The following is a 22,859-nucleotide window of genomic DNA, read 5'->3' on the forward strand; positions in this document are numbered from 1 at the left end:
CGACTTAGTAACGCGTTTCACGTCTCACCTGGTGAGACCCCTGTCACGTCTCCCCCTCGCGGGCCCTGCTGTCCGACGGCACGCGCACGGGGTCTGCGGGGCGTCCTGTGCGCGGCCCCGTCGGCACAGCCCGGTTCAGTCGCGTACCGCGTAATCGAGGACCCGGTCGCTCAGCAGTTCCTCGATGTCGTCGACCAGGACGAGGGCCTCGCGCGAGACCTCGGCCGGTGCGCGGCCCTTCATCATCTCCCGGCCGATGGTGACGAACACCGTGCTGTGGATCCAGCAGATCTGACCGGCCACCAGGCCCGGCAGCGGGTCGCCGGGGGCGGCGCCCGTCTCCTCGCGGAGCGCCGCCTCGAGGTTGTCCTGGGTCTCCTGCTGCATGCTCCACAGCCGGGAGCGCAGCGGCGGGGAGTCGTGGATGACGCGCATGAAGCGGTCGTAGCCCTCCATCAGGCCGACCCGGGGCGACACCGCCTCGATGTCGGCGCGCAGTTCGCGCAGGACGGCGCGGGCGGCCGACTCCCCCGCGTCCCGGGCCCGGACCCAGCGGGCGAGCTGGTCGACGACGCCCTTGGAGCGGTCGAAGAAGAGGTCCTCCTTGGCGGGGAAGTAGTTGTAGACCGTGTTCACGGAGACGTCGGCGGCCTCCGCCACCTCCGCCATCGTCACGGTCACGAAGCCGTGCTCCAGGAACAGTCCGGTGGCGATGTCCGAGATCCGCTGCCTGGTCTCGCGCTTCTTCCGCTCCCTGAGCCCCTCTGCCATGCCTCTCATCGTAGGTCGGCCCGGTGATCACTGGTGTCCCTGCATTTTTGGGGTGGTTGCAAAGTTTCAATGTCTCTGTTTTTCTGGGGTCATGGCAATCATCAGTACGGCCGGACTGGCCCGTACCTTCCAGACGAAGCGCGGCCCGGTGGAGGCCGTGCGCGGGGTCGACCTCACCGTCCGCGAGGGCGAGATCCTCGGCCTCCTCGGCCCCAACGGCGCCGGCAAGACCACCACCCTGCGGATGCTCACCACCCTGCTCGCCCCCACCGGCGGCGCGGCCACCGTCGCCGGACACGACCTGGCGACCGACCCGGCCGGGGTGCGGCGGGCCTGCGGCTACGTGGCGCAGTCCGGCGGGGTCGATCCGCAGATCACGGTGCGGGAGGAGCTGGTCACCCAGGGACGGCTCTACCGGCTCACCCGGGCGCGTGCGGTGGAGCGCGCCGAGGAGCTGGCCCGCGACCTGGACCTGACCGAGCTGCTGGACCGCAAGTGCGCCGCGCTCTCCGGCGGCCAGCGGCGCCGCCTGGACATCGCGATGGCGCTCACCCACCGCCCGAAGGTGCTGTTCCTGGACGAGCCGACGACCGGACTCGACCCCGGCAGCCGCGCCGGCCTGTGGGACCTGGTGCGGCGGCTGCGCGACGAGCACGGCACCACCGTGTTCCTGACCACCCACTACCTCGACGAGGCGGACGCGCTCGCGGACCGGCTGGTCGTCGTCGACCGGGGCACGGTCGTCGCCGAGGGCACACCGGCCGCCCTCAAGCTGGAGTACGGCGGCTCGGCCGACGCCTCGCTCCAGGACACCTTCCTCGCCATCACCGGCCGCGACGCCACCCCGGCCGACGCCGCCCCCGTAGCCGTATAGGACCCCCACGATGCTGCTCCACGACACCGCGCTCATCTACGGGCGCTATCTGCGCCAGTCCCTGCGCTCCCGCTTCGCCCTGCTCTTCGGGGTGCTGATGCCGCTGCTGTACCTGCTGTTCTTCGGCCCGCTGCTGACCGACCTGCCGCTCGGCGGACGGGGCAGCTCCTGGCAGCTGCTGGTGCCGGGGCTGCTGCTGCAACTCGGCCTGTTCGGGGCCTCGTTCGCCGGTTTCTCGATCATCATCGAGAAGGGGCAGGGGGTGGTCGAGCGGATGCGGGTCACGCCGGTCAGCCGGCTCGCCCTGCTGCTGGGCCGGGTGCTGCGGGACGCCACGCTGTTCGTCTTCCAGGCGGTGCTGCTGGTGCTGGCGGCGCTGGTGATGGGGTTGCGGGCCCCGCTGGCCGGGGTGCTGATCGGCTTCGCCTTCGTCGCCCTGCTGAGCGTGTCCCTGGCCGCGCTGTCCTACGCGCTCGCCATGAGGATGGACACCCCGCAGACGTTCGGGCCGACGATCAACGCCCTGACCATGCCGTCGATGCTGCTGTCGGGCCTGATGCTGCCGATGTCCCTGGGGCCCGCCTGGCTGGACGTCCTCTCCCACCTGATGCCGTTCCGCTATCTGGTGGACGCGGTGCGGGACGCCTACGTCGGCTCCTACGCGACGGCCTCCATGCTGTACGGCACCGTCGTCGCCGTCGGTTTCGCGGTCCTCGCCGTGGCGGTGGGCACACGCGTGTTCCGGACGGCCGGGGCCTAACCAGGGGGTGTCGTTTGGATCTTGCCGAGGTCGCGGGGCCTGGCACCGCACCTCGCCGCGTTGTCGTCGGTTGCCAGGGCTCCGCCCTGGCGCCCTCCTCCGCCTTGCGATGCACGGCACCAGACCCCGCTCGGCTTGAGCCGCAGGGCACCGCTCCCTGGAGCCGGCCTGATCCAAACGACACCCCCTAGGCTGGCCCCATGGTCAACCTGACGCGTATCTACACCCGGACCGGCGACAAGGGCACCACGAACCTCGGTGACATGTCCCGGGTCGCCAAGACCGATCTGCGGATCTCCGCCTACGCCGACGCCAACGAGGCGAACGCGGTGATCGGCACGGCGATCGCGCTGGGGGGTCTGGAGGACGAGGTCGTCCAGGTCCTCACCCGCGTCCAGAACGACCTGTTCGACGTGGGCGCCGACCTGTCGACGCCGGTCGTGGAGAACCCCGAGTACCCGCCGCTGCGGGTGGAACAGTTCTACGTCGACCGGCTGGAGGCGGACTGCGACCGCTTCAACGAGCGGCTGGAGAAGCTCCGCTCCTTCATCCTGCCCGGCGGCACGCCCGGCGCGGCCCTGCTCCACCAGGCCTGCACGGTCGTCCGCCGCGCCGAGCGCTCCACCTGGGCGGCGCTGGAGGCCCACGGCGACACCATGAACCCCCTCACCGCCACCTACCTCAACCGCCTCTCCGACCTGCTGTTCATCCTGGCCCGCGTCGCGAACAAGGAGACCGGCGACGTGCTGTGGGTGCCGGGCGGGGAACGCTGAGCCCTACCGGAGCTCCGCCCGGCCGCGCACGGCCCGGTGGAGGCCCAGCAGGGTCTCGGCGCCGCCGACGCACATCAGCACCACGCCGACCTTGACGGGGTCGACCGCCGGCAGGTCCACTCCCTGGGCGAACAGCCACAGCGCCAGGCCCGCCACCAGCGTGGCGGGCCCCGCGAGAAGGTTCCTGGACGCCCGTGTCATCGGCCGACACGCTCCTTGCCCGCGCCGACGACGTCCCGCTCGTCCGCCGGGGCCTTCTTCGGCCAGATCCAGTAGGCCAATGCCACCAGGCCGTGGATGCCGGCGATCCGCCACGCGGTGAAGCGCCAGGACTCCAGGGACGTGACGCGCCCCGGGTCGTCGACGTACCAGATGGCGAACTGGAGCAGCGCGGTCGCCACGACGGCGGCGGTCAGCGTGCCCAGCCAGACCTTGGCCTCGTGCCGGGCGCGGGCCATCCCGTAGCGGGGCGGGCCCAGCGGCTTGGGGGCGCCGCCCAGCCGGTGGGCGGCGTGGCCGTCGAGCCACTTCACCGTGCGGTGGCCGTGGCCCACGGTGTAGCCGATGTAGAGCGCGGCCAGGCCGTGCGTCCAGTTCGGCTCGGCACCGTTCTTCAGGTCCAGCGCGGTGGCGACCAGCAGGACGACCTCCAGCAGCGGCTCGCACAGCAGCAGCGCCAGGCCGGTGCGCGGCATTCTCAGCAGGTAGCGGCAGGCCAGTCCGGCGGCCAGCAGTACCCAGAAGCCGATCTCACAGGCGGCGATCAAGGCGACGATCACGGTTACTCCCTTCGGTCACCTTTTCAGGCTCCCGTGCGGAGCGGCCCCTTTCGTCGTCGCCGCCGATGAACTCGCGGTACATCGAAAGATGCAGTCCAGGACCGTCCGCGGGGATCAGGTGCCGGGTGCGCGCAGCGTGTTGGATGGTGCCATGGCCGTACGACCGCCCCGCCCCCACCGCTTCGACGTGTGGACCGCGCTGGCCGGACTCTCCGGCGGACTGCTGCTATGGGGGCTCGGGCTGGGCGTGCGCGGGGGCGACGACCCGATCGTGCTCTTCGACGGCCGCCGGCCCCTCCTCGTGCCGCTCGCCGTGATCGCCGGCTGCGAGCTGCTGCGCCGCACCGCTCCGCGCGCCGCGCTGCTGACCGGCACGCTGGCGCTGGCCGCGGACACGATGACCCGGGGCAGCATCGCCACGATCGTGATGTACACCGACCTGATGTACGCCGCCGTCCTGTACGGGACACCCGCCACGGCCCGCCGCCTGCCGTGGATCACCGGCATGCTCACGATCGCCGCGACGCTGGTGCCGTACGCCGTGTGGCGGGTGCCGGAGGCGCTGCTGGTCGGTCTCGTCGTCGGCGGTGTGGCGTTCACGCCCGCGTCGACCGGACTGATCGTGCGCAACCACCGCGACGCCGCCGAGGCGGCCCGGCTGCGGGCCGAACAGACCGCGCTGCTCGCCGAGATGGACCGCACCCAGGCGGTGAACGCGGAACGCGCCCGGATGGCGCGGGAGTTGCACGACATGGTCGCCAACCACCTCTCCGCGATCGCCATCCACTCCACGGCCGCGCTCTCCCTGGACGACGAGAAGACCTCCCGCGACGCGCTCACCGTGATCCGGGAGAACAGCGTCCAGGGACTGTCCGAGATGCGACGGCTCATCGGCATCCTGCGCGACGGAGCCGACGACCGGGAGCCCGCCGCGACCCCCACCCTCGACGGCCTCGGCGCCCTGGTCGAGGGCGCCCGCGCCAACGGCCTGGACGTCACCCTCGACGCCACCCCCACCTCCGTGCCCGCACCGGTCGAGCTCGCCGCGTACAGGATCGTGCAGGAGTCGCTGACGAACGCGCTGAAGCACGCCGCTCCGGGAAGGGTCACCGTGCTGCTGCGCCGCCTGGACGACGGCCTCGACATCCGGGTGGCCAGCCCGTACGGCGGCCGGGACACCCCGCGCGCACCGGGGTCCGGGGCCGGGCTGATCGGCATGCGGGAGCGGGTGGCCCTGCTGGACGGCACGTTCGAGGCCGGCCCGGTCAGCGGCCCGGACGGCAAGCTGTGGGTCGTCCGCGCGTCCCTTCCCGTCACCGACATCACCCAAGGAGAACTGGAATGATCCGGGTCCTGGTCGCCGAGGACCAGTCCGCCGTCCGCGCCGGACTGGTGCTGATCCTGCGCAGCGCGCCCGACATCGAGGTGGTCGGAGAGGCGGGCGACGGCGAGCGGGCGGTGGAGCTCGCCCGTGAACTCCGTCCCGACCTGGTGCTGATGGACGTACAGATGCCGCGCCTGGACGGAGTGTCGGCGACCCGGCGGGTGGTCGGGGAGGGGCTCGCCGACGTGCTGGTGCTGACCACCTTCGACCTCGACGAGTACGTGTTCGGGGCGCTGCGGGCCGGGGCGGCCGGGTTCCTGCTGAAGAACACGGACGCGAAGGACCTCATCACGGCGGTGCGTACGGTGGCGCGCGGAGAGGGCATCGTCGCCCCGGCCGTCACCCGGCGGCTGATCGCGGAGTTCGCCGCGAAGCCCGCCCCCCGGCCGGGTGCCGATCCGGCGGTCCTTGACGCCCTCACCCGGCGCGAGCGCGAGGTGCTGTCCTGTCTGGGCGAGGGGCTGTCCAACGCCGCCATCGCGGTCCGTCTCGACATGGCGGAGGCGACGGTGAAGACGCACGTCAGCCGTCTGCTGGGCAAGCTGGAGCTGCGCAGCCGGGTGCAAGCGGCGGTGCTGGCGCAAGAGTTGGGGATCTGACGGAAGTACAGGGGGGGACGGCCGGAAGCACAGGGGGACGGCGAGGACAAGTGGTCCAGACCTATTGACCCGTGGTCCAGACCTTTCTATTCTCGCGGCACTGCGGGTGTGATGGCTCAGTCACACCCCCGACGGCTTCTCCCCCCTAAGGAGGCGCAGCATGCGCTTCAGACACAGAGCCGCCGCAGGGTTCGCGACCCTGCTGCTCCCCCTCTCCGGCCTCGTCGCCCTCGCGAGCCCCGCCCAGGCCGCCACCTCGGCGACCGCCACCTACGCCAAGACCCAGGACTGGGGCACCGGCTTCGAGGGCAAGTGGACGGTGAAGAACACCGGCACCACGGCCCTCAGCTCCTGGACCGTCGAGTGGGACTTCCCCTCCGGCACCAAGGTCACCTCCGCCTGGGACGCCACCGTCACCAACTCCGGTGACCACTGGACCGCCAAGAACGTCGGCTGGAACGGCACCCTCGCCCCCGGGGCGTCCGTCTCCTTCGGCTTCAACGGCAGCGGCTCCGGCGCCCCGACCGGCTGCAAGCTCAACGGCGGCAGCTGCGACGGCGGCCCGCAGGTACCCGGCGACGCCGCCCCCTCCGCGCCGGGCACCCCCACCGCCTCGAACATCACCGACACCTCGGTGAAGCTGTCCTGGTCGGCCGCGACCGACGACAAGGGCGTCAAGAACTACGACGTGCTGCGCGACGGCGCCAAGGTCGCCACCGTGACCGGCACCTCGTACACGGACACCGGCCTCAGCAAGGGCACCGACTACTCGTACACCGTGCGGGCCCGTGACACCGCCGACCAGACCGGCCCGGCCAGCGGCGCCGTGAAGGTCCGCACCACCGGCACCACCGAAGAGCCGCCGCCCGGCGACAAGGTCAAGCTCGGTTACTTCACCGAGTGGGGCGTCTACGGCCGCAACTACCACGTCAAGAACCTGGCGACGTCCGGCTCGGCCGCCAAGATCACCCACATCAACTACTCGTTCGGCAACGTCAAGAACGGCCAGTGCACCGTCGACGACACCTTCGCCGCGTACGAGAAGGCCTACACCGCCGACCAGTCCGTCAGCGGCACCGCCGACACCTGGGACCAGTCGCTGCGCGGCAACTTCAACCAGCTGCGCCAGCTGAAGGCGAAGTACCCGCACATCAAGGTGCTGTACTCCTTCGGCGGCTGGACCTACTCCGGCGGCTTCGGCCAGGCCGCGCAGAACCCGGCCGCGTTCGCCAAGTCCTGCAAGCAGGTCGTGGAGGACCCGCGCTGGGCCGACGTCTTCGACGGCATCGACATCGACTGGGAGTACCCGAACGCCTGCGGTCTGACCTGTGACAGCAGCGGACCCGCGGCCTTCAAGAACCTCTCGCAGGCCCTGCGCGCCGAGTTCGGCAAGGACTACCTGGTCACCGCCGCCATCACCGCCGACGGCTCGAACGGCGGCAAGATCGACGCGGCCGACTACGGCGGCGCCTCGCAGTACCTCGACTGGTACAACGTGATGACGTACGACTACTTCGGCGCCTTCAACGCGCAGGGCCCGACGGCCCCGCACTCGCCGCTCACCTCGTACAACGGCATCCCGCAGGCCGGCTTCAACTCGGCCGACGCGATCGCCAAGCTGAAGTCGAAGGGCGTCCCGTCCGCCAAGCTGCTGCTCGGCATCGGCTTCTACGGCCGCGGCTGGACCGGCGTCACCCAGTCCGCCCCCGGCGGCTCGGCGACCGGCCCGGCCCCGGGCACCTACGAGCCGGGCATCGAGGACTACAAGGTCCTGAAGAACTCCTGCCCGGCCACCGGCACCATCGCCGGCACGGCGTACGCCCACTGCGGCAGCAACTGGTGGTCCTACGACACCCCGTCCACCATCAACAGCAAGATGGCCTGGGCGAAGAGCCAGGGCCTGGGCGGTGCCTTCTTCTGGGAGTTCAGCGGCGACACCACCAACGGTGAGCTCGTGACGGCCATCGACAGCGGCCTGAAGTAACCCTCGGGAAGTACCACACGACATTCGCCCTCCTCCGGACCTCGTCCGGAGGAGGGCGAATGTGTCTAGGCCACGTTCACCCGCTGCCCGGGCGGGGCCGCCTCGAGCCAGGCGAGGAAACCGGTCAGCGCGTCCTCGCTCATGGCGAGCTCCAGACGCGTGCCCCGGTGCAGACAGGCGAGGATCACCGAGTCCGACAGCAGCGCCAGCTCCTCCTCGCCCTCGGGCAGCCGGCGGCCGGCCACCTCGATCGCGGAACGCTCCAGGACGCGGCGCGGACGGGGCGCGTAGGAGAAGACGCGGAACCACTCGACCCGGTCACCGTTGTAGCGTGCCACCCCGTACGCCCAGCCCTTGCCGCCGGAGTCGCCCGACTCGGGCGCGTCCCAGCGCAGGCTGCAGTCGAACGTTCCGCCGGAACGCTGGATGAGGCGGCGGCGCAGGCCGAAGACGAAGAGCCCCACCACCACGAGGGCCACCACGATTCCGCACACAGTCAGAGCGAGGACCATCGACACCGACCTCCTCGTCTCCTAGGTAACGGAACGGAAAAATCATCCAGATCTGCCTCAGCCGCGACCGGCTCCGGATCGCTCCGGTGCCGGCCGCGGCTGAGTGACGTCATCTCACCGCGCTGGAATCAGCGCCCCGCCGACGCCGCCCGCAGACGGACGTCCGCGCGGCGCTCGGCCTCCGCGTCGTCCTCCGCCTTCGCGCGGGCGAGTTCCTGCTCCGCGCTCTGGACGTCGATCTCGTCCGACAGCTCGGCGATCTCGGCCAGCAGCGACAGCTTGTCGTCCGCGAACGAGATGAAACCGCCGTGCACCGCGGCGACGACCGTCCCGCCCTCACGCGTGCGGATGGTCACCGGGCCCGACTCCAGCACACCGAGCAGCGGCTGGTGACCGGGCATGACGCCGATGTCGCCGGACGTGGTGCGCGCGACGACCAGGGTGGCCTCGCCGGACCAGACCTCTCGGTCGGCCGCGACCAGCGCGACGTGCAGCTCAGCAGCCAAGGTGGCTCCTCGGGTCACCACCCGGCGGTTGTGCCGGGTGTTGGTTACAAGTCTAAGGGGCGTGGATGAGGGGGCGGGACGCGCCCGCCCCCTCGGGTGTGAACCTCAGGGGTTCACGGTGAGCCTGATGCTCAGGAGACGCCCAGCTCCTTGGCGTTGTTCTTCAGGTCCTCGATGCCACCGCACATGAAGAACGCCTGCTCCGGGAAGTGGTCGTACTCGCCGTCGCAGATCGCGTTGAAGGCCGCGATCGACTCGTCCAGCGGGACGTCCGACCCGTCGACGCCGGTGAACTGCTTGGCGACGTGGGTGTTCTGGGACAGGAAGCGCTCCACGCGACGGGCACGGTGGACGACGAGCTTGTCCTCCTCGCCGAGCTCGTCGATACCGAGGATCGCGATGATGTCCTGCAGGTCCTTGTACTTCTGCAGGATGTTCTTCACGCGCATGGCCGCGTTGTAGTGGTCCTGCGCGATGTAGCGCGGGTCCAGGATCCGGGACGTGGAGTCCAGCGGGTCCACGGCCGGGTAGATGCCCTTCTCCGAGATCGGACGGGAGAGCACCGTCGTCGCGTCGAGGTGGGCGAAGGTGGTGGCCGGGGCCGGGTCGGTCAGGTCGTCCGCGGGGACGTAGATCGCCTGCATCGAGGTGATCGAGTGACCACGGGTCGAGGTGATGCGCTCCTGGAGGAGACCCATCTCGTCGGCCAGGTTCGGCTGGTAGCCCACCGCGGAGGGCATGCGGCCGAGCAGGGTCGACACCTCGGAACCGGCCTGGGTGAAGCGGAAGATGTTGTCGATGAAGAACAGCACGTCCTGCTTCTGCACATCGCGGAAGTACTCCGCCATGGTCAGACCGGCCAGGGCCACGCGCAGACGGGTGCCCGGGGGCTCGTCCATCTGGCCGAAGACGAGCGCGGTCTTGTCGATGACACCGCTCTCGCTCATCTCGTCGATGAGGTCGTTGCCCTCACGGGTGCGCTCACCGACGCCGGCGAACACCGACACACCGTCGTGGTTGTTGGCGACGCGGTAGATCATCTCCTGGATGAGCACCGTCTTGCCGACGCCGGCACCGCCGAACAGACCGATCTTTCCACCCTTGACGTACGGGGTGAGAAGGTCGATGACCTTGACGCCGGTCTCGAACATCTCGGTCTTCGACTCGAGCTCGTCGAAGTTGGGCGCCTTGCGGTGGATCGGCCAGCGCTCACCGGTGTACTGCTCGTCGACGTTCAGCACCTCACCGAGGGTGTTGAACACCTTGCCGGTGGTGAAGTCGCCGACCGGCACCGAGATGGAGGAGCCCGTGTCGGTCACCGGGGCCTGGCGGACCAGACCGTCGGTGGGCTGCATGGAGATGGTACGGACCAGGCCGTCACCGAGGTGCTGCGCGACCTCGAGGGTCAGCGTCTTGAGCGCACCCTCCTGGGCCGGGTCGGCGACCTCGACGTGGAGGGCGTTGTAGATCTCCGGCATCGCGTCGACGGGGAACTCCACGTCGACGACCGGGCCGATGACCCGGGCGACACGGCCCGTGGCCGCCGCGGTCTCAACAGTGGTGGTCATTAGTTGTCACTCCCCGCGTTCGCGTCGGCCAGGGCACTGGCGCCACCGACGATCTCGCTGATTTCCTGGGTGATTTCGGCCTGGCGGGCCGCGTTGGCAAGACGGGAGAGCGTGTTGATCAGCTCGCCCGCGTTGTCGGTGGCCGACTTCATCGCGCGCCGCGTGGCGGCGTGCTTCGAAGCGGCCGACTGGAGCAGCGCGTTGTAGATCCGGCTCTCGACGTACCGCGGCAGCAGGGCGTCGAGGACGTCCTCCGCCGACGGCTCGAAGTCGTACAGCGGCAGGATCTCGCCCTTGGTGGACGTCTCCGCCGCGACCTCTTCGAGGCGCAGCGGGAGCATCCGGGAGTCGACCGCCGTCTGCGTCATCATCGACACGAACTCGGTGTAGACGATGTGGAGCTCGTCCACGCCGCCGTCCGCCGTCTCCGTCTGGAGCGCCTCGATCAGCGGGGCCGCGACCTTCTTGGCGTCCGCGTACGAGGGCTCGTCGGTGAAGCCCGTGAACGTCTCCGCGATCGTGCGCTCGCGGAAGTTGTAGTGGGCGACACCGCGCCGGCCGACGATGTACGTGACGACCTGCTTGCCCTCGCGCTCCAGGCGCTCGGTCAGCTGCTCCGCCGCCTTGATGGCGTTGGAGTTGAAGGCGCCGGCCAGGCCGCGGTCGCTCGTGAGGAGCAGGACCGCGGCACGGGTCGGGTTCTCCGCCTCCGTGGTGAGCGGGTGCTTGGTGTTCGACCCGGTGCCGACCGCCGTGACCGCGCGGGTGAGCTCCCGCGCGTACGGCGTGGAGGCCGCCACCTTGCGCTGCGCCTTGACGACGCGCGAGGCGGCGATCATCTCCATCGCCTTGGTGATCTTCTTGGTCGCGGTGACGGATCGGATGCGACGCTTGTAGACCCGGAGCTGGGCTCCCATGAGTCAGGTCCCTTCCTTACGTCACTTGGCGGCGGACGGGGCGTCCTCGCCGAGCAGCTTGCCGTCGCTCGTCTCGAACTGCTTCTTGAAGGCCGCGATCGCCTCGGCCACGGCCTGCAGGGTGTCGTCGGACATCTTGCCGCCCTCGCGGATGGAGGTCATGAGGCCCTGCTCGCTGCGGTGCAGGTACTCGAGCAGCTCCTTCTCGAAGCGGCGGATGTCGGCGACCGGCACGTCGTCCATCTTGCCGGTGGTGCCGGCCCAGACGGAGACGACCTGGTCCTCGGTGGACATCGGCTGGTACTGGTCCTGCTTCAGCAGCTCGACCATGCGCTGACCGCGCTCCAGCTGCGCCTTGGACGCGGCGTCCAGGTCGGAACCGAAGGCGGCGAACGCCTCCAGCTCACGGAACTGGGCGAGGTCCACGCGCAGACGGCCGGAGACCTGCTTCATCGCCTTGTGCTGCGCGGAACCACCGACTCGGGAGACGGAGATACCGACGTTCAGCGCGGGGCGCTGACCGGCGTTGAACAGGTCCGACTCCAGGAAGCACTGGCCGTCGGTGATGGAGATGACGTTGGTCGGGATGAACGCCGACACGTCGTTGGCCTTGGTCTCTACGATCGGCAGACCGGTCATCGAGCCCGCGCCCATGTCGTCGGAGAGCTTGGCGCAGCGCTCCAGCAGACGGGAGTGCAGGTAGAAGACGTCACCCGGGTAGGCCTCGCGGCCCGGCGGGCGGCGCAGCAGCAGGGAGACGGCGCGGTAGGCGTCGGCCTGCTTCGACAGGTCGTCGAAGATGATCAGGACGTGCTTGCCCTCGTACATCCACTGCTGGCCGATGGCCGAACCGGTGTACGGCGCCAGGTACTTGAAGCCGGCCGGGTCGGACGCCGGGGCGGCGACGATGGTCGTGTACTCCAGCGCGCCGTTCTCCTCCAGCGCGCGGCGGACCGACGCGATGGTGGAGCCCTTCTGGCCGATGGCGACGTAGATGCAGCGGACCTGCTTCTTCGGGTCGCCGGAGCGCCAGTTGTCGCGCTGGTTGATGATCGTGTCGACGGCCAGGGCGGTCTTGCCGGTCTGGCGGTCGCCGATGATCAGCTGGCGCTGACCACGGCCGATCGGGGTCATGGCGTCGACGGCCTTGTAGCCCGTCTCCATCGGCTCGTGCACCGACTTGCGCTGCATGACCGTGGGGGCCTGCAGTTCGAGGGCACGGCGGCCCTCGGTCTCGATCTCGCCGAGGCCGTCGATCGGGTTGCCGAGCGGGTCGACCACGCGGCCGAGGTAACCCTCGCCGACGGCGACGGACAGGACCTCGCCGGTGCGGGTGACCGGCTGGCCCTCCTCGATGCCGCTGAACTCACCGAGGACGATGGCACCGATCTCGCGCTCCTCGAGGTTGAGGGCGAGGCCGAGGGTGCCGTCCTCGAACTTCAGCAGCTCGTTGGCCATGGCCGAGGGGAGACCCTCGACCTTCGCGATGCCGTCGCCGGCAAGGGTGACCGTACCGACCTCCTCGCGCGAGGCCGCGTCCGGCTTGTACGACTGGACAAAGTTCTCCAGCGCGTCCCGGATCTCCTCCGGCCGGATCGTGAGCTCCGCCATCTGAGTTCCCTGCTCTCCTTGTTGGGCCCGAAGTTTCACTTGGGGGGTCTGGGGGCGACCCCCAGGAATCCTCTGCACGGCCCAACCAGGGCCGTAAGTACGTACTGCCTATTCAGAATGTGCTGCTCAGCCGGCCAGCCGACGGCTCGCGTCCTCGAGCCGGTCCGCCAGGGAGCCGTTGATGACCTCGTCACCGACCTGCACCCGGATCCCGCCGACGACCGCGGGGTCGACGTCGAGGTTGAGGTGCATCCGGCGGCCGTAGAGCTTCGCGAGGGCGTCGCCCAGGCGCTGCTTCTGCCGGTCGCTCAGCGGCACCGCGGAGGTGACGACGGCCACCGTACGGTCCCGGCGCTCGGCGGCGAGCTTGGACAGGGACTCCAGTCCCGACTCCAGGCTACGTCCCCGCGGCGCGGTCACGAGACGGGTGACCAGACGCTCGGTGGCCGTGGCCGCCCTGCCGCCGAGCAGGCTGCGCAGCAGCTCGCCCTTGGCGGAGGCGGTGGCGCTCCGGTTGGTCAGCGCGGCACGCAGCTCGGTGCTGGAGGAGACGATCCGGCCGAACCGGAACAGCTCGTCCTCGACGTCGTCGAGCGTGCCCGCCTTCTGGGCGGCGGTGAGGTCGGCGGTGTTCGCCAGCTCCTCCAGCGCGTCCACCAGGTCGCGGGACTGCGACCAGCGGGAGCGCACCATGCCGGACACCAGGTCCGCGGCCGGGCCGCTGACCTGCGAGCCGAGCAGGCGCTGGGCCAGTTCGGCCTTGGCCTCACCGGCCTGCGCCGGGTCGGTGAGGACCCGACGCAGCGACACCTCGCGGTCGAGCAGCGCGGTGACGGCCGCCAGCTCGTCGGCGAGCGAGCCCGCGTTCACGGACGTGGAGTCCGTCAGCGCGTCGAGACGCTCACGTGCGGCTGCCAGGGCCTCGCGGCTCGCTCCGTTCATCGCGCGGCCTCGGCCTTCTGGTCGAGCTCGTCGAGGAAGCGGTCGATCACGCGGCTCTGCCGGGCGTGGTCCTCGAGGGACTCGCCGACGAGCTTGCCGGCCAGGTCGGTGGCGAGCTTGCCGACGTCCTGGCGCAGCGAGGAGGCGGCGGCCTTGCGGTCGGCCTCGATCTGCGCGTGGCCGGCGGCGACGATCTCCTCGCGCTGACGCTGGCCCTCGGCCCGCATCTCGGCGATGAGCGCGGCACCCTGCTCCTGCGCCTCCTGGCGCAGACGCGCGGCCTCGTGCCGGGCCTCGGCGAGCTGAGCCTTGTACTGCTCAAGGACGCTCTGGGCCTCGACCTTCATGGCCTCGGCCTCTTCGATACCGCCTTCGATCGCCGTGCGGCGCTCCTCCAGAACCTTGTTGATGTTCGGGAGCAGCTTCTTCCAGAAGAAGAAGAACACGATGGCGAAGGCGATGGTGCCGACGAGCAGCTCGGGGCCCGGAGGAACGAGCGGGTTCTGCTCCTCCTCGGCCGCCAGCTGTACCAGGTTGGCGATCACATCAGTGCCTTTCGTCGAAACGTGCCGGGTAAGGAGTGATTACTTACCGAACACGAACGGCATAACGATGCCGATGAGGGCGAGCGCCTCACAGAAGGCGAAGCCGAGGATCTGGTTGGCACGGATCAGGCCGGCCGCCTCGGGCTGACGGGCCAGGGCCTGGGTGCCGTTGCCGAAGATGATGCCGACGCCGATGCCGGGGCCGATGGCGGCGAGGCCGTAGCCGATGGAACCGAGCGAACCGGAGACAGCGGCGAGGGTCTCAGTGGCAGCCATGCTGAATCTTCCTTCTCTTTCATGGACCGGCGGGGGTTGGCCACCGGACGTTCTGGGGCTGAAGGGCGGGAGGTGCTCAGTGGTGCTCGGCGAGCGCGCCCTGGATGTACGAGCAGGCCAGCAGTACGAAGACGTACGCCTGGACGGCCTGCACGAAAAGCTCGAAGAGGATCATGGCCATCGTCATGGCGAAGGAGACGCCGGCGGCCGGGATCATCCAGCTGTTCAGCAGGTACCAGGAGGCGACGGTGAACATCACCAGCATCAGGTGACCGGCGAACATGTTGGCGAACAGTCGCACCGCGTGCGTGAACGGCCGGACCAGCAGGTTCGAGAAGAACTCGATGACCATGACGAGCGGCAGCACGGCGCCCAGCGACTTGTCGTAGCCTGTGAAGTTCTTGAAGGCGCCCACGAAGCCGTGCCGCTTGAAGGTCAGTCCGACCCAGATGACATAGACGATCGCGGCCAGCACCATCGGGTACGCGATGATCGACGAGACCGGGAACTGGGCCAGCGGGATCACGGACCAGATGTTCATGATCCAGATGAAGAAGAACAGCGAGACCATCAGGGGGACGTACTTCTCGCCCTCCTTCTTGCCGAGGGTCTCGTAGACGATCCCGCGGCGGACGAAGTCGTAGCCCGCCTCACCGACCATCTGCAGCTTGCCCGGCACCACCTTGGCCTTGCCGAAGGCCGCGTAGAAGAAGCCGATGACGAGGACGGTGGTGATGAGCGCGAGCAGCATCACCTTGTTGAACTCGAACCCCCCGACCGTGGCGATCGGCTGGAAGAGGAACGAGTGCAGGCCCGGAGCCGGAAAACCACACCCGTTGTCGGACATGATCCGACAGCTCCAGTCAAAGGCGAGCTGGGTCTGGTCAGCACTCACCACGGGCTCCTTCGGCGTGACGCATAGGTACGGCAACCTCGTTGTGTCGGCGCGGCACAGGTCCGCGGGTCGGCACCGGACAGGTGTTACGGATGTGGGGGCGGCTGAGGGGCATCGAGCCTCGCGATCGCTCAGGCGTCAGCTCGGATGCCCGCGCCCGCGATGCCGCAGTTGGCACCGGACGATAGCAGGAGTTCTCACCGGTCTTTATCGCGCCCCTACCCGTCACGACGACGGCCCCGTCTTCTCGGACTCGTCGCTCTTCGCGGAGTCCGGGTCGACGTAGAAGAGCTTGGCCTTCATGTGCGCACGGGCCTGCGCGCCCATCCACACGAGCGTCGCCACGACGAGCGAGATCGCGAACGCCTTCGGGTCGAAGAGCGAGGTGTCCTTGAAGATCGCGACGAAGATCATCAGCAGCAGGAGCTGTGCCACGTAGAGCATCAGCCCCATGGCCTGGAACAACTGCGGCAGCGACTTCGCCGTCCACTGCAGGACGTACAGGCCGATCCCCATGAACAGGATGGCGAGCACGACCCCCACGACCGCACCGATGGCACCCTTGCCGCCGGCCACCGCGGCGCTGACGGCAACGGCGACCGCACCGGCAGCCGCTGTGGGCACAGCGCACTGCAGAAGGTTCCGGACGTCATGGGACGGCATGGCGGCAACTCCGCTTTTCGCAGGGGGCAGGGTGTCGTCATGGACGAGCGTAGACCCCCGGGCCGAGTGAGAATTCCTCGCGCCGGTGAACCGTCGCACTGCGGTTCCGTGGCTGTATCCGGGGTTCTCGTGAACGGTATCACAAACTATTTGATGCAGTCTTTACCTGTCCGGCGTGCTCACCGTCACACATGAGAGTGAATCTGCACGCCCGAGCGAGAACTCGACCTCTTTGTCTGATATTGGGGCGGTTCGCACACCCAACGATGCCCCATAGGAGCCCCACGACTTGGCAATGCTCTAGTCGGATTCTTACCTTGACCGTGATCGGTCGGCCAGGTGTGCGCGAGGGCCGACGGCGGTCGCGCCGTTGACACCGGAGACACCCGCGGCGACCGGGGTGCGGTGGCCGTCGGCGGGCTCCGGGTCCGCCGGGGCCGACGCGTCCGCGGCGGTGACCGGGACCGTCCGGCGGCGACGGCGGTAGCGCGGGGGCACGACGGCCTCCGCCCAGCGCGGGGCGCGCGGCGTGAAGCGGGGCAGCAGGAGCAGCACGAGGCCGAGCGCGGAGAGGATGACGACGCCCAGCACGATCCACATCGACGCCGAGTTCACCGAGTAGGTCAGCGCGCCGAAGCCGATCAGCGCCGACCAGAAGTACATGATCAGCACCGCCCGGCTGTGCGAGTGGCCGATCTCCAGCAGCCGGTGGTGCAGATGCCCCCGGTCCGCCGCGAACGGCGACTGGCCCCGCCAGGTGCGCCGCACGATCGCCAGGATCAGGTCGGCGGCCGGGATCGCGATGATCGTCAGCGGCATCACCAGCGGGATGTAGACCGGCACCATCTGGTGCACCGTGCTGCGCTCGGACCCGCCGAACAGGCTGTCCGGGTCGACCTGTCCCGTGATGGAGATCGCGCCCGCCGCCAGGACCAGACCGATCAGCATCGAGCCCGAGTCACCCATGAAGATCCGCGCGGGGTGCATGTTGTGCGGCAGGAAGCCCAGGCACATGCCCATCAGGATGGCCGCGAACAGCGTCGCGGGGGCGGCGGCCTCGATGCCGTACGAGTACCAGATGCGGTAGGCGTACATGAAGAACGCGGCCGCCGCGATGCACACCATGCCGGCCGCGAGGCCGTCGAGGCCGTCGACGAAGTTGACCGCGTTGATGGTGATGACGACCAGCGCCACCGTGAGCAGGGTGCCCTGCCACTGGGTCAGCGCGACCGTGCCGACGCCCGGGACGGGCAGCCACAGGATCGTCAGACCCTGCATGACCATCACGCCGGCGGCGATCATCTGGCCGCCCAGCTTGATCAGCGCGTCGATCTCGAACTTGTCGTCCAGCACGCCGATCAGCCAGATCAGCGCGGCCCCGGAGAGCAGCGCCCGCGGCTCGTTGGACTTCTCGAAGAGCTGGCCGAGGTTGGTGAGGTGGTCGGCGGCCAGCAGGCCCGCGCACAGGCCGAAGAACATGGCGATACCGCCGAGCCGCGGAGTGGGTTCCCGGTGCACGTCACGTGCCCGGATCTCCGGCATCGCCCCGGCCACGATCGCGAACTTCCGTACCGGCCCTGTCAGCAGGTACGTCACCGCGGCCGTGATGCAGAGCGTCAGCAGGTATTCACGCACGGGCTTCCCCACAGGTCTCGCTGGCCATCACAGCCCCACACCCTAGCGAGGCGCGCATACGGGTGAGGACTTCCGGGTATCCACGATGGTTGCACGCGTGACGGTGCGTCCGTGACGCCAACCCCGGAAACCGGCCCGTTCAGTGGGGGTACGGCGGGAACGCCGCGGCCAGTTCCCGTACGTCCTCCCGGGCCCGCGCGGGCTCGGTGCCGCCCCGCAGGACGCTCGCCAGCAGCCCCGCGACGAACGTCATCTCCCTCGCCCCCATGCCCTGCGTGGTCACCGCCGCCGTGCCCAGCCGCAGCCCGCGGCCGTCGTCGTGCGGGAGCGCGCAGCAGTCCAGGACGAGCCCGGCCGCCGCGAGCCTGCCGCGCGCGGTGCGCCCGTCGACGCCGAGCGGCGCCGGGTCGGCGACGATCAGGTGGGTGTCGGTGCCGCCGGTGGTGACCGCCAGCCCCTCGGCGGCCAGCGCGGCGGCCAGCGCCCGCGCGTTGGCGACCACCTGGTGCGCGTACGCGGCGAACGCCGGTGTCGCCGCCTCCCCGAACGCGACGGCCTTGGCCGCGACGGCGTTCATCTGGGCGCCGCCCTGGCTGAAGGGGAAGACGGCGCGGTCGACGCGCTCGGCCAGCTCGCCGCCGCACAGGATCATCCCGCCGCGCGGACCCCGCAGCACCTTGTGCGTCGTCGCGCACACGATGTCCGCGTACGGCACCGGGCTGGGCGCCACTCCCCCGGCGACCAGGCCGATGGGGTGCGCGGCGTCGGCGATCAGATACGCGCCCACCTCGTCGGCGACCTCGCGGAAGAACGCGTAGTCGATGTGGCGGGGGTAGGCGATGGAGCCGCAGACGATCGCCTTGGGGCGGCGGGTGTGCGCGAGGGCGCGGACCTGGTCGTGGTCGACGAGTCCGCTCTCCGCTTCCACGCCGTAGCCGACGACGTCGAACCAGCGGCCGGAGAAGTTGGCGGGCGAGCCGTGGGTGAGGTGGCCGCCGTAGGGCAGGCCGAGGGCGAGGACGGTGTCGCCGGGGCGCAGCAGGACGGCGTACGCGGCGAGCACGGCGGACGAGCCGGAGTGCGCCTGCACGTTGGCGTGCTCGGCGCCGAACAGCGCCGTGGCCCGCTCCACGGCGAGGCGCTCGGCGACGTCGACGACCTCGCAGCCGCCGTGGTGGCGGTTGCCGGGGTACCCCTCGGCGTACTTGTTGGCCAGCGGCGAGCCGAGGGCGGCCAGCACGGCCGACGACATGAAGTTCTCGGCGGCGATCAGCTGGAGCGTGCTCGACTGCCGCTCGCGTTCCGCGAGCAGCACATCGGCGAGCTCGGGATCCTGCCGCCGCACCACATCACCCTCAAGCACACGCCCGACCGTCATACCGCCCAATGTAGGACGCATCAGCCCGTACGTCGCTGTGGGCAGTCGTTCCGCAGGGCGGTGGGGGTACCTCCCGTGCCTTTCGGGCAATGGGGGAGGGTGGGCACAGCGGAACAACGCCGGAGGCCTTGAAACCCACCCCGACAGCAGCCGGCCTACGCCCGAGCAGGCACCCCGGTCAGCGCCGTCACCACAGGATCCAGCGCCTCGAATATCTCGTCCCCGATGGACCGGAAGAACGTCAGCGGCGCCCCGTACGGGTCGTACACCTCGTCCGCCTCGGCCGTCGGCGCCAGCAGCCACCCGCGTAGAGCCGCCGCAGCCCGCACCAGCGCCCGGGCGCGCATGACCAGCCCCTCGTCCAGCGGAGGCAGCGTCGCCGGATCGATCGCGTCGACCAGCCGCGTGAACTCCTTCAGCGTGAACGTCCGCAGCCCCGCCGAATGCCCCATGGAGATGACCTGCGCCCGGTGGTCCCGCGTGGCCGTCAGCACCAGGTCCGCCCGGATCACGTGCTCGTCCAGCAGCTCACGCCCCACGAACCCCGACGCGTCCGCCCCGTACTCCTCCAGCACGGCCTCCGCGTTGGCCTCCATCGGCGCGCCCTCGTGCCCCCAGGTGCCCGCGCTCTCCACGATCAGCCCGCCACCCAGGATCCCCAGCCGCTGGCTCACGAAATGCCGGGTCAGCCGCTCGGTGATGGGCGAGCGGCACACGTTTCCGGTACTGACGTGGAGGATGCGGAAGGTGTCGCGCGGAAACCCGAAGGTGGTCGTGATCTCCGCGCTGGATTCCCCGTTGCCTATGCCACGCCCCGACTCGGGGGCCGTCAATTCGCCACCTCGAGGTCGGGTACCACCTTGCGCAGCTCCTCCGGCGAGAGCGCGCCCTCGCGCAGCAGCACCGGCACGGGCCGGGTGACGTCGACGATGGAGGAGGGCACGTTGCCGGGCGTCGGGCCGCCGTCGAGGTACACGGAGACGGAGTCGCCGAGCATCTCCTGCGCGGCGTCGCAGTTCTCCGGCGCCGGGTGGCCGGTCAGGTTCGCCGAGGACACGGCCATGGGCCCGACCTCGGTGAGCAGTTCGATGGCGACCGGGTGCAGCGGCATCCGTACGGCGACCGTGCCCCGGGTGTCCCCGAGGTCCCACTGGAGCGACGGCTGGTGCCGGGCGACCAGCGTCAGCGCGCCCGGCCAGAACGCGTCGACGAGTTCCCAGGCCAGCTCGGAGAAGTCGGTGACCAGGCCGTGCAGGGTGTTCGGGGAGCCGATGAGAACGGGCGTGGGCATGTTGCGGCCCCGGCCCTTGGCCTCCAGCAGGTCGGCGACGGCCTCCGAGGTGAACGCGTCGGCGCCGATCCCGTACACGGTGTCCGTCGGCAGCACCACGAGCTCGCCCCGGCGGACGGCGGAGGCGGCTTCGCGCAGACCGGTCGTGCGGTCGGTCGCGTCGTTGGTGTCGTATCGGCGAGCCATCTAGCGGGCCTCCTCGTACGGGTGCTGCTGGGGGGATGAAGTATGCGGGACGCTCACGGCAGCGCCTTGCGGGCGGTGGCGAACCGGGGGCGGTTGTTCAGGTCGGGGTGGTCGGCCGCGTCGGCCCACCCGCGTTCCTCGGCGAAGATCCACGGGACCTGTCCGCCCTGGGTGTCGGCGTGCTCGACGACGACCACCCCGCCGGGGCGCAGCAGCCGGTGCGCGGTGCGCTCCAGGCCGCGGATCAGGTCGAGGCCGTCCTCACCGGAGAACAGGGCCAGGTCGGGATCGTAGTCGCGGGCCTCAGGGGCGACGTACTCCCACTCGGTGAGCGGGATGTACGGCGGGTTGGAGACGACCAGGTCGACCTGGCCGTCGAGGTCCGGGAAGGCCGTCCGGGCGTCTCCCTGGCGCAGTTCGACCCTGGACCCCTCCATGTTCTTGCGGGTCCACTGCAGGGCGTCCTCGGACAGCTCCACGGCGTACACGCGCGAGCGCGGCACCTCCTGGGCGAGCGCCAGCGCGATGGCGCCCGAGCCGGTGCACAGGTCGACGATGCAGGGCTCGACGACGTCCATCGCGCGGACGGCGTCTATCGCCCAGCCGACCACCGACTCGGTCTCGGGCCGCGGCACGAACACCCCGGGGCCGACCTGGAGCTCCAGGTAGCGGAAGTACGCGCGCCCGGTGATGTGCTGGAGCGGCTCGCGGGCCTCGCGGCGGGCGATGACCTCCCAGTACCGGGCGTCGAAGTCGGAGTCCTTCACGCGGTGCAGCTCGCCGCGCTTGACGCCGTGCACGAACGCGGCGAGCTCCTCCGCGTCGGTGCGCGGCGAGGGCACGCCGGCGTCGGCGAGCCGCTGGGTGGCCTGGGCCACCTCGGCGAGCAGCAGGTTCACGACGGTCCTCCGGGCTGTCTACGGGGTTTACGCGGCGGCGAGCTTGGCGGCCGAGTCAGCGTCGACACAGGCCTGGATCACCGCGGCGAGGTCGCCGTCCAGGACCTGGTCGAGGTTGTACGCCTTGAAGCCGACGCGGTGGTCCGAGATGCGGTTCTCCGGGAAGTTGTACGTGCGGATCTTCTCGGAGCGGTCGACGGTGCGGACCTGGCTGCGGCGGGCGTCGGCCGCCTCCCGCTCCGCCTCCTCCTGCGCCGCCGCGAGGAGCCTGGAGCGCAGGATGCGCATGGCCTGCTCCTTGTTCTGGAGCTGGCTCTTCTCGTTCTGGCAGGAGGCGACGACCCCGGTCGGCAGGTGCGTGATGCGCACGGCGGAGTCGGTGGTGTTGACGGACTGCCCGCCGGGCCCGGAGGACCGGTAGACGTCGATGCGCAGGTCGTTCGGGTTGATCTCGACGTCGACCTCCTCCGCCTCGGGGGTCACCAGGACACCGGCGGCGGAGGTGTGGATGCGGCCCTGCGACTCGGTGGCCGGCACGCGCTGCACGCGGTGCACGCCGCCCTCGTACTTCAGCCGCGCCCACACGCCCTGGCCGGGCTCGATCTGCCCGCGGGCCTTCACGGCCACCTGGACGTCCTTGTAGCCGCCCAGCTCGGACTCGGTGGCGTCGATGATCTCGGTCTTCCAGCCGACGCGCTCGGCGTAGCGCAGGTACATGCGCAGCAGGTCGCCGGCGAACAGGGCGGACTCGTCGCCGCCCGCGCCCGCCTTGATCTCGAGGATGACGTCCTTGTCGTCGCTGGGGTCGCGCGGGACCAGCAGCAGGCGGAGCTTCTCAGTGAGCTCCTCGCGCTGCTTCTCCAGGTCCTTGACCTCGGCGGCGAAGTCGGGGTCGTCGGCGGCCAGCTCGCGGGCGGTCTCGATGTCGTCACCCGTCTGCTTCCAGGAGCGGTACGTGGCGACGATCGGGGTGAGCTCGGCGTAGCGCTTGTTCAGCTTGCGCGCGTTGGCCTGGTCGGCGTGGACCGACGGGTCGGCGAGCTTCTTCTCCAGGTCGGCGTGCTCGGCGACGAGTTCCTCGACGGCCTCGAACATCTTGGGCTCCTGCGAT

Annotated in this window: 25 protein-coding genes; 6 read left to right on the forward strand and 19 right to left on the reverse strand. The window is 70.1% G+C overall.

Translation table 11 applies throughout. The features are described from left to right. Nucleotides 1–135 precede the first annotated feature (135 nt). Nucleotides 136–771, reverse strand: coding sequence for a TetR/AcrR family transcriptional regulator (locus tag ACH5AO_RS11955; protein WP_398924114.1), 636 nt, complete (start codon nt 769–771; stop codon nt 136–138). Nucleotides 772–862: 91 nt separating this feature from the next. Between ACH5AO_RS11955 and ACH5AO_RS11960 the strand changes: the two genes are divergently transcribed. The 3 genes from ACH5AO_RS11960 (at nt 863) to ACH5AO_RS11970 (ending at nt 3,178) form a co-directional block, all read left to right on the forward strand. Then, a complete protein-coding gene (locus ACH5AO_RS11960; RefSeq protein WP_398924115.1) occupies nt 863–1,645 on the forward strand; it encodes an ABC transporter ATP-binding protein in 783 nt (260 codons plus the stop codon). Between the two features lie 10 nt (nt 1,646–1,655). Next, a complete protein-coding gene (locus tag ACH5AO_RS11965) occupies nt 1,656–2,405 on the forward strand; it encodes an ABC transporter permease (RefSeq protein WP_398924116.1) in 750 nt (249 codons plus the stop codon). A 200-nt stretch (nt 2,406–2,605) separates the two neighbouring features. Then, nucleotides 2,606–3,178, forward strand: coding sequence for a cob(I)yrinic acid a,c-diamide adenosyltransferase (locus tag ACH5AO_RS11970; protein ID WP_398924117.1), 573 nt, complete (start codon nt 2,606–2,608; stop codon nt 3,176–3,178). A 3-nt stretch (nt 3,179–3,181) separates the two neighbouring features. Here the strand turns inward: ACH5AO_RS11970 and ACH5AO_RS11975 are convergent, their stop codons facing one another. Together ACH5AO_RS11975 and ACH5AO_RS11980 are read right to left on the reverse strand one after the other, a co-directional pair. Beyond that, the gene (locus ACH5AO_RS11975) at nt 3,182–3,379 is read right to left on the reverse strand and encodes a DUF5708 family protein (RefSeq protein ID WP_398924118.1); all 198 of its coding nucleotides are present in this window, start codon (nt 3,377–3,379) and stop codon (nt 3,182–3,184) included. After that, on the reverse strand, nt 3,376–3,957 hold the full coding sequence (locus ACH5AO_RS11980) for a hypothetical protein (RefSeq protein ID WP_398924119.1): 582 nt from the start codon (nt 3,955–3,957) through the stop codon (nt 3,376–3,378). Before ACH5AO_RS11980 ends, ACH5AO_RS11975 begins: the two co-directional genes overlap by 4 nt. Before the next feature lie 151 nt (nt 3,958–4,108). Here ACH5AO_RS11980 and ACH5AO_RS11985 point away from each other — a divergent pair, with 151 nt between their 5' ends. The 3 genes from ACH5AO_RS11985 (at nt 4,109) to ACH5AO_RS11995 (ending at nt 7,924) form a co-directional block, all read left to right on the forward strand. Then, nucleotides 4,109–5,302 (forward strand): sensor histidine kinase, encoded by a 1,194-nt coding sequence (locus ACH5AO_RS11985; protein WP_398924120.1) that lies wholly within the window; start codon nt 4,109–4,111, stop codon nt 5,300–5,302. Next, on the forward strand, nt 5,299–5,940 hold the full coding sequence (locus ACH5AO_RS11990; RefSeq protein WP_398924121.1) for a response regulator: 642 nt from the start codon (nt 5,299–5,301) through the stop codon (nt 5,938–5,940). The genes ACH5AO_RS11985 and ACH5AO_RS11990 overlap by 4 nt, the downstream gene beginning before the upstream one ends. A 160-nt stretch (nt 5,941–6,100) precedes the next feature. Next, entirely contained in the window at nt 6,101–7,924 is a 1,824-nt protein-coding gene (locus ACH5AO_RS11995) for a glycosyl hydrolase family 18 protein (RefSeq protein WP_398924122.1), read from the forward strand. Nucleotides 7,925–7,989: 65 nt separating this feature from the next. Here the strand turns inward: ACH5AO_RS11995 and ACH5AO_RS12000 are convergent, their stop codons facing one another. The 16 genes from ACH5AO_RS12000 to prfA all read right to left on the reverse strand — a co-directional run bounded on the left by ACH5AO_RS12000 (nt 7,990) and on the right by prfA (nt 22,843). Then, a complete protein-coding gene (locus tag ACH5AO_RS12000; protein WP_030860426.1) occupies nt 7,990–8,436 on the reverse strand; it encodes a DUF2550 domain-containing protein in 447 nt (148 codons plus the stop codon). Nucleotides 8,437–8,564: 128 nt separating this feature from the next. Continuing rightward, on the reverse strand, nt 8,565–8,942 hold the full coding sequence (locus tag ACH5AO_RS12005) for a F0F1 ATP synthase subunit epsilon (protein WP_030860424.1): 378 nt from the start codon (nt 8,940–8,942) through the stop codon (nt 8,565–8,567). A 131-nt stretch (nt 8,943–9,073) separates the two neighbouring features. After that, nucleotides 9,074–10,510 carry a F0F1 ATP synthase subunit beta gene (gene atpD, locus ACH5AO_RS12010; RefSeq protein ID WP_030860422.1) on the reverse strand — a complete coding sequence of 479 codons (1,437 nt, stop codon included), beginning with the start codon at nt 10,508–10,510 and terminating at the stop codon, nt 9,074–9,076. Next, nucleotides 10,510–11,427, reverse strand: coding sequence for a F0F1 ATP synthase subunit gamma (locus tag ACH5AO_RS12015; RefSeq protein WP_398924123.1), 918 nt, complete (start codon nt 11,425–11,427; stop codon nt 10,510–10,512). Before ACH5AO_RS12015 ends, atpD begins: the two co-directional genes overlap by 1 nt. 21 nt (nt 11,428–11,448) lie before the next feature. Next, the gene (gene atpA, locus ACH5AO_RS12020) at nt 11,449–13,038 is read right to left on the reverse strand and encodes a F0F1 ATP synthase subunit alpha (RefSeq protein ID WP_398924124.1); all 1,590 of its coding nucleotides are present in this window, start codon (nt 13,036–13,038) and stop codon (nt 11,449–11,451) included. 126 nt (nt 13,039–13,164) lie between these two features. Next, nucleotides 13,165–13,980, reverse strand: a complete 816-nt coding sequence (locus ACH5AO_RS12025; RefSeq protein WP_398924125.1) for a F0F1 ATP synthase subunit delta — start codon at nt 13,978–13,980, stop codon at nt 13,165–13,167. Beyond that, the gene (locus ACH5AO_RS12030; RefSeq protein ID WP_398924126.1) at nt 13,977–14,525 is read right to left on the reverse strand and encodes a F0F1 ATP synthase subunit B; all 549 of its coding nucleotides are present in this window, start codon (nt 14,523–14,525) and stop codon (nt 13,977–13,979) included. Before ACH5AO_RS12030 ends, ACH5AO_RS12025 begins: the two co-directional genes overlap by 4 nt. A 39-nt stretch (nt 14,526–14,564) precedes the next feature. Continuing rightward, a complete protein-coding gene (gene atpE, locus ACH5AO_RS12035) occupies nt 14,565–14,801 on the reverse strand; it encodes an ATP synthase F0 subunit C (protein ID WP_093768138.1) in 237 nt (78 codons plus the stop codon). Nucleotides 14,802–14,877: 76 nt separating this feature from the next. Beyond that, a complete protein-coding gene (atpB, locus tag ACH5AO_RS12040; RefSeq protein WP_398924408.1) occupies nt 14,878–15,648 on the reverse strand; it encodes a F0F1 ATP synthase subunit A in 771 nt (256 codons plus the stop codon). A 273-nt stretch (nt 15,649–15,921) separates the two neighbouring features. Next, nucleotides 15,922–16,359 carry a hypothetical protein gene (locus ACH5AO_RS12045; protein WP_398924127.1) on the reverse strand — a complete coding sequence of 146 codons (438 nt, stop codon included), beginning with the start codon at nt 16,357–16,359 and terminating at the stop codon, nt 15,922–15,924. A 312-nt stretch (nt 16,360–16,671) separates the two neighbouring features. Then, nucleotides 16,672–17,994 carry an MraY family glycosyltransferase gene (locus ACH5AO_RS12050; RefSeq protein ID WP_398924128.1) on the reverse strand — a complete coding sequence of 441 codons (1,323 nt, stop codon included), beginning with the start codon at nt 17,992–17,994 and terminating at the stop codon, nt 16,672–16,674. Between the two features lie 139 nt (nt 17,995–18,133). Then, the gene (gene glyA / locus ACH5AO_RS12055) at nt 18,134–19,372 is read right to left on the reverse strand and encodes a serine hydroxymethyltransferase (protein WP_398924129.1); all 1,239 of its coding nucleotides are present in this window, start codon (nt 19,370–19,372) and stop codon (nt 18,134–18,136) included. Nucleotides 19,373–19,527: 155 nt separating this feature from the next. Further along, on the reverse strand, nt 19,528–20,205 hold the full coding sequence (locus tag ACH5AO_RS12060; protein ID WP_398924130.1) for a protein-tyrosine-phosphatase: 678 nt from the start codon (nt 20,203–20,205) through the stop codon (nt 19,528–19,530). Continuing rightward, nucleotides 20,202–20,849, reverse strand: a complete 648-nt coding sequence (locus tag ACH5AO_RS12065) for an L-threonylcarbamoyladenylate synthase (RefSeq protein ID WP_398924131.1) — start codon at nt 20,847–20,849, stop codon at nt 20,202–20,204. The genes ACH5AO_RS12060 and ACH5AO_RS12065 overlap by 4 nt, the downstream gene beginning before the upstream one ends. A gap of 53 nt (nt 20,850–20,902) precedes the next feature. Further along, a complete protein-coding gene (gene prmC, locus ACH5AO_RS12070) occupies nt 20,903–21,748 on the reverse strand; it encodes a peptide chain release factor N(5)-glutamine methyltransferase (protein ID WP_398924133.1) in 846 nt (281 codons plus the stop codon). 27 nt (nt 21,749–21,775) lie between these two features. Further along, the gene (prfA, locus tag ACH5AO_RS12075; RefSeq protein WP_398924134.1) at nt 21,776–22,843 is read right to left on the reverse strand and encodes a peptide chain release factor 1; all 1,068 of its coding nucleotides are present in this window, start codon (nt 22,841–22,843) and stop codon (nt 21,776–21,778) included. Nucleotides 22,844–22,859 lie beyond the last annotated feature (16 nt).

It is taken from the genome of Streptomyces sp. NPDC018964 (assembly GCF_044390325.1).
GTDB lineage: Bacteria > Actinomycetota > Actinomycetes > Streptomycetales > Streptomycetaceae > Streptomyces.